4 protein-coding genes are annotated in these 5,560 nt (G+C 75.5%); all 4 read left to right on the top strand.

From position 1 onward, the window contains the following. The first annotated feature begins 121 nt into the window (after positions 1–121). A complete protein-coding gene (locus tag C6N75_RS09430) occupies positions 122–1,486 on the top strand; it encodes a hypothetical protein (protein WP_407703208.1) in 1,365 nt (454 codons plus the stop codon). Positions 1,487–1,512: 26 nt separating this feature from the next. Beyond that, on the top strand, positions 1,513–2,595 hold the full coding sequence (locus C6N75_RS09435) for a glutamate ABC transporter substrate-binding protein (RefSeq protein WP_105868414.1): 1,083 nt from the start codon (positions 1,513–1,515) through the stop codon (positions 2,593–2,595). A 66-nt stretch (positions 2,596–2,661) separates the two neighbouring features. After that, positions 2,662–3,927 (top strand): hypothetical protein, encoded by a 1,266-nt coding sequence (locus C6N75_RS09440; RefSeq protein ID WP_105868415.1) that lies wholly within the window; start codon positions 2,662–2,664, stop codon positions 3,925–3,927. Continuing rightward, the coding region (locus C6N75_RS09445) for a serine/threonine protein kinase (RefSeq protein WP_146132513.1) at positions 3,924–5,560 on the top strand (1,637 nt) is incomplete at its 3' end. The genes C6N75_RS09440 and C6N75_RS09445, both read left to right, overlap by 4 nt.

Consider the following 5,560-nt stretch of genomic DNA (forward strand, 5'->3'; position numbering starts at 1 on the left):
GTGGGACGCCGGGGCGGGGGCGGGGTGCGGGGAGCACGATAAGCACAAGATCGTGCCAAGTGCCGTATGCCGCCGGCGTTCGTGCGGCCATACTGCGGTGGACGACCGAGGGGGAGGTCAGGTGGTACACGCACCGGAGCGGACGGGCACGGCGCCCGCGCCGCCGGAGGTTCCGGCCGCGCGGTCGGAGTGGGAGGCGGCGCTCGCGAAGCTGCGGGCCGCGGCGGTGACCGAGCCGGGCCGGCTGCGGGCGCTCGGCGGCGTACTGGCCGTGCTGCTGCTGGCGTTCGGCGCGGTCACCGCGCTGGAGGTGTCGAGCCGCGCGGAGGCCGCCGACGACGTGGTGCACCGCAGCCAGCCTCTGAGCGCGGACGCGGCGGACATCTACCGGTCCCTGGCCGACGCGGACACGGCGGCGGCGGGCGGGTTCCTGGCCGGGCCGGAGGAGCCGGCCCAGGTGCGGACGCGGTACGAGAAGGACATCGCGACCGCGTCGAGGCTGCTGGTCAGGGCGGCGGCGGCGAGCGGTGGTTCGGCGCGGTCGTCGGACGACATAGCGCTCTTGAACGAGAGCCTGCCGCGGTATACGGGGCTGGTGGAGCGGGCGCGGGCGGCCAACCGGCAGGGGCTGCCGCTGGGCGGGGCCTATCTGCGGTACGCCAACCAGCAGATGAGCACCACGCTGCTGCCCGCCGCCGAGCGGCTGTACGAGGCGGAGAGCGGCCGGCTGGGTCAGGACGAGGGGTCGGCGCGGGCCTGGCCGCTGGTGTCCCTGGCGGTGGGCGTGGTCGCGCTCGCCGCGCTGCTGTGGACGCAGCGCAGGCTGTTCCTGCGCACCAACCGGGTGGTCAACCGCGGGCTGCTGGCCGCCACCGCCGCCGCTCTGGTGCTGCTGCTGGGCCTGGTGGCGGGCCACGCCTACGCCCGCTCCATGCTGACCGAGGCGCGTGAGCGCGGCCAGGACTCGCTGACCGCGCTGAACGACGCCCGGATCAACTCGCTCAAGGCCCGCGCCAACGAGAACCTCGCCGTGGTGTCGCGGGGCGCGGTGCTCACCGCAGACGGGAGGAGCGACCGGTACGAGACGGAGTACGGCGCGGGGATGGCGCGGCTCGGCGCGGCGCTGACCGAGGCGCGGGGGCTGGCGGACGACGGGAAGGGCGGCGCACCGGTCGCCGAGGCGCAGACCAAGGTCGCCGAGTGGCAGGAGCGCCACAAGGAGGCCCGCGCCACCGACGACGCCGGCGACTACGACGGCACCCTGGCCAAGGTCATCGGCCCCGAGGAGTCCACCGGCGAGTCGTTCGACGAGGTGGACGCCGCCCTGGAGCGGGCACGGGACCACGAGCAGGGCGAGTTCACCCGGGCCGCCGAGAGCGCGGGGGCCCCGCTGGCCTGGCTGCCCGGTGCGGCCGCGGGGCTGGTGCTGGTCGCCGCCGCCGGGACGGTGGCGGGCGTCAACCGCAGGCTGTCGGAGTACCGATGAGGGTGAGGGGAGGCACGGTGAGAGGGATGGCGGACACAAGCCCGGAGCGGGAGACGGGGACGCGGACGGAGGCGGCGGCCACGGGGACGGCGACCGCCGGGACCGGCGCCCGGCGCGGGCGGCGGCGCGGGCTGCGCGGCTGGGGCGGGGTGGCCGCCATGGCGGCGGCCTGCGCGGTGACCGCCGCGCTGACCCTCGTACCGCTGTCCAGGGGCGGGGCGGCGGGTGCGGTGTCCGGCGCGGCCGTGGCGGCTCCGGCCGCGCCGGCGGCGGAGGAGTGCCAGGACCCGGAGGCGTCGCTGCGGCCCTCCGGCGCGGACGGGCCGTCGGTGAAGGCGATCAAGGACCGCGGGAAGCTGGTCGTCGGCGTGGACCAGAACAGCTACCGCTGGGGGTACCGGGATCCGGCGACCGGAAAGCTGGAAGGCTTCGACATCGACCTGGCGCGGGCCATCGCCAAGGACATCCTCGGCGACCGGGACGCGGTCATCTTCCGCGCGATACCCACCAACCAGCGCATAGCCGCGCTGGAGAGCGGCCGGGTCGACCTGGTGGTGCGGACCATGACCATCAACTGCAAGCGGGCCGAGCAGGTGGCCTTCTCCACCGCCTACTTCCAGGCCGGCCAGCAGGTCCTCGCCCCGGAGGGCTCCCCGGTCAAGGGGTACGACGCCTCGCTGAAGGGCAAGCGGGTCTGCTCGGCGGAGGGCTCGACGGCGTACGAGGCACTGGAGGAGCAGTCGTTCGGCGCGGTCTTCAGGGACGAGCACGACGGCGGGGACGGCGACGAGGACGTGCTGACGGTGCCCAACCAGCTCGACTGCCTGGTGCGGCTCCAACTCGGCGAGGTGGACGCGGTCGTCACCGACAACGCGCTCGCGGCCGGGCAGGCCGCGCAGGACCCGGCGGTGGAGCTGAAGGGCGAGCCGTTCACCACCGAGTTCTACGGGGTCGCCGCCAAACTGGGCAACGACGACCTGGTGCGCCGGGTCAACCAGGTGCTGGTCGACTACCGCAAGGGACCGTGGACGCAGGCGTACGACAAGTGGCTGAGCGAGGTGCTGCCCGGCATCGGCGGGCCGCCGGCGCCGAAGTACCGCAGCGGCTGACCGCGTGAGCCGTCCGGGCCCGGCAGGGGGCGCGGGCGGGACGGACCGAGAACGGAGAGGTGATCGATGGGCGTCACGGGACCCCCCGGGCCGGTGATGGACCGGGACGAGGTGGACCGTGCGCTGGCGCGGCTGGCGGCGGAGCACAAGGCGGTCGAGGACTCGCTGCTGGCGCTCCAGGACCACGCCGGCCGCAGGCTGCTGGAGGGCGCGGAGCTGACCGGTGCCACCGAGGTCCGCTGGGCGGAGACGGAGCGGTCGGTCACCGCGCTGTGGGCGTACTTCGACGCCTACACCGCCGCCCTGCGCGAGGCCCGGGAGCTACGCTCGCGGCGGCGCTGGTCCAGTCGCGAGGACCTGGTGGAGCTGACGGAGCGGCTGCGCGGGCGGAGCGTGGTGGTCCCCGGGACCGACGGCGGCCTGGTCGAGCGGTTCACGCTGGAGGGGCTGGTGGAGCGGATGAACGACCTGTACGCCCGCTCGCTGGACGCGGTGGTGACGGCGGACGCCGTCTGGTCGGCGCTGCCCGCCCGGATAGACCTGCTCGCCGCCGAGCTGGGCCGCACCCGTTCGCTGGCGCACTCGGTGGGCGTACGGCCCGGGGAGCACCCGTCGGGTGACGACCTGGAGGCGATCACCGGGGAGCTGACGGCGCTGCGCGCGCAGGTGGTGAGCGACCCGCTGGCGTTCTGGCTGCCGGCGGGCGGCAGTTCGGCGCCGGGCGGCGGCCGGCCGGACACCGGGCGCTACGACCGGGCGGCCCGCGCGCTGGAGGAGGTGCGCCGCGAGGTGGAGGCGGTGCTCCAGGTCCGGCAGGACTCCGAGGCGCGGCTGCTGAAGCTGCGCGACGTGCTCTCCCGCGCGGACCGGACGCTGGCCGAGGCCCGGGCGGCGCGCGGCGAGGTGCTGGCCAAGATCGCCGCCTCCGAGGTGCCGGCGGTCAGCGGTCCGCCGACCGCGCTCCAGGAGCGGCTGGCCGCCGCCGCCGAGCACCGCCGGCACGCCCGCTGGAACCGCCTGTCTCCGCTGCTGGAGGCACTGGAGCTCCAGGCCGAGGAGGAACTGCTGCGCGCCCGTGAGCAGTTGACGGCGGTCACCGCACCTCTGGCGGTGCGGGCCGAGCTGCGCGGGCGGCTGGACGCCTACCGGGCGAAGGTGTCCCGGCACGGGCTGGCCGAGGACCCGCTGCTGATCGAGCGCTACGACGTGGCGCGCCGGATGCTGTGGAGCGCGCCGTGCGACCTGCGGGCCGCCGAGCACGCGGTGCTGCGCTACCAGCGGGCGGCCGCGGAGGCCCTGGCCGGGCCGAGTGACCAACGGGGGGAACGATGACGACGACGACCTGCCAGCGCCCGGACTGCGAGGGCTCCTACGAGGACATGGGCGGCGGCGAGCTGTACTGCGGCACCTGCGGGCTCGCCCCGGTGGTGTCGCCCGGCGGCCTGGTGTCCTCCTCGGCGACGGGGATCGTCGCCGGCGCCAGGGGCGGCCCGGGCGGCGGCGGCACGGCGGGCCGTTCGCCGTCGTCGGCCTCGGTGCGCTCCTCCCGTTCGTCCCGGGCGTCCGCCCGCTCCTCGACGTCCCGGCGTTCGGTGTCGGGCCGGCTGTCCCGGTCGCTGACCGGCGGTTCGCACTCCGCCCGTTCGGTGTCGGTGCGCAGCTCGGGCACGTCCACGGGCCAGTCGGGGCGCAACAGGCTGGGCGCGGGGCTGGTGTCGGTGCCGGTGGTGCCGCGGCCCTCGCCCCTGTCGGTGGTGCTGGAGAACCCGGAGGTCCCCGAGCGCAAGCGGTTCTGCTCGCGGTCGGACTGCGGGGCCCCGGTGGGCCGGGCGCGCGGCGGCCGGGCCGGCCGCACCGAGGGGTTCTGCACCAAGTGCGGCCACCCCTACTCGTTCGTGCCGAAGCTGCGGGGCGGCGACGTGGTGCACGGGCAGTACGAGGTGATGGGCTGCCTGGCGCACGGCGGGCTCGGCTGGGTGTACCTGGCCGTCGACCGCGCGGTGTCGGACCGCTGGGTGGTGCTCAAGGGCCTGCTGGACACCGGTGACGAGGACGCGATGGCGGCGGCGATCTCCGAGCGGCGGTTCCTCGCCGAGATCGAGCACGCCAACATCGTGGGCATCATCAACTTCGTGGAGCACCTGGACCAGCGCACCGGCTCGCTGGACGGGTACATCGTCATGGAGTACGTCGGCGGGAAGTCGCTGAAGGACATCGCCAACGAGCGGCGGGGCCCCGACGGGCGGCGCGACCCGCTGCCGGTGGAGCAGGCCTGCGCGTACGGCATCGAGGCGCTGGAGGCGCTCGGCCACCTGCACGGACGCAACCTGCTCTACTGCGACTTCAAGGTGGACAACGCGATCCAGACCGAGGACCAGCTCAAGCTGATCGACATGGGCGCGGTGCGGCGGATGGACGACGACACGTCCGCCATCTACGGCACGGTCGGCTACCAGGCGCCGGAGATCGCGGAGGTGGGCCCGTCGGTCGCCTCCGACCTGTACACGGTGGCGCGCACGCTGGCGGTCCTGACCTTCGACTTCCAGGGGTACACCACGGTGTACGCGGACTCGCTGCCGGATCCGGACACCATCGAGGTGTTCCGCCGTTACGAGTCGTTCTACCGGCTGCTGGTGCGGGCCACCGACCCCGATCCGGCGCGCCGGTTCGCCTCCGCCCAGGAGATGGCCGAGCAGCTCACCGGGGTGCTGCGGGAGGTCGTGGCGGTGCAGACCGGCCGCCCCCGCCCGGCGCTGTCCACGCTGTTCGGCCCGGAGCTGCGGGTCACCGACACCGTGCTGTTCGCCGGGCCGGGCGGCGACGTCTCCGAGCTGGGCGTGCGGGCGGTGCCCCGGGGAGCGGGCCTGCTGCGCCGAGCCCGGCGCGCCTCCGCCCCGGCCGCGCCCCCGCCCGCCGCGGGCCCGGCGGCTCCCGGTCCCGCGGCGGGCGGGGGCGCGGCCGGGGC

It is taken from the genome of Streptomyces solincola (assembly GCF_002982015.1).
In the GTDB taxonomy this organism is placed as follows: Bacteria; Actinomycetota; Actinomycetes; order Streptomycetales; family Streptomycetaceae; genus Streptomyces; species Streptomyces solincola.

What these genes read in the sequence shown, in the direction of transcription:
- C6N75_RS09440 (WP_105868415.1), top strand. Translation starts at nt 2,662, where the DNA reads ATGGGCGTCACGGGACCCCCCGGGCCGGTGATGGACCGGGACGAGGTG.
- C6N75_RS09435 (WP_105868414.1), top strand. Translation starts at nt 1,513, where the DNA reads ATGGCGGACACAAGCCCGGAGCGGGAGACGGGGACGCGGACGGAGGCG.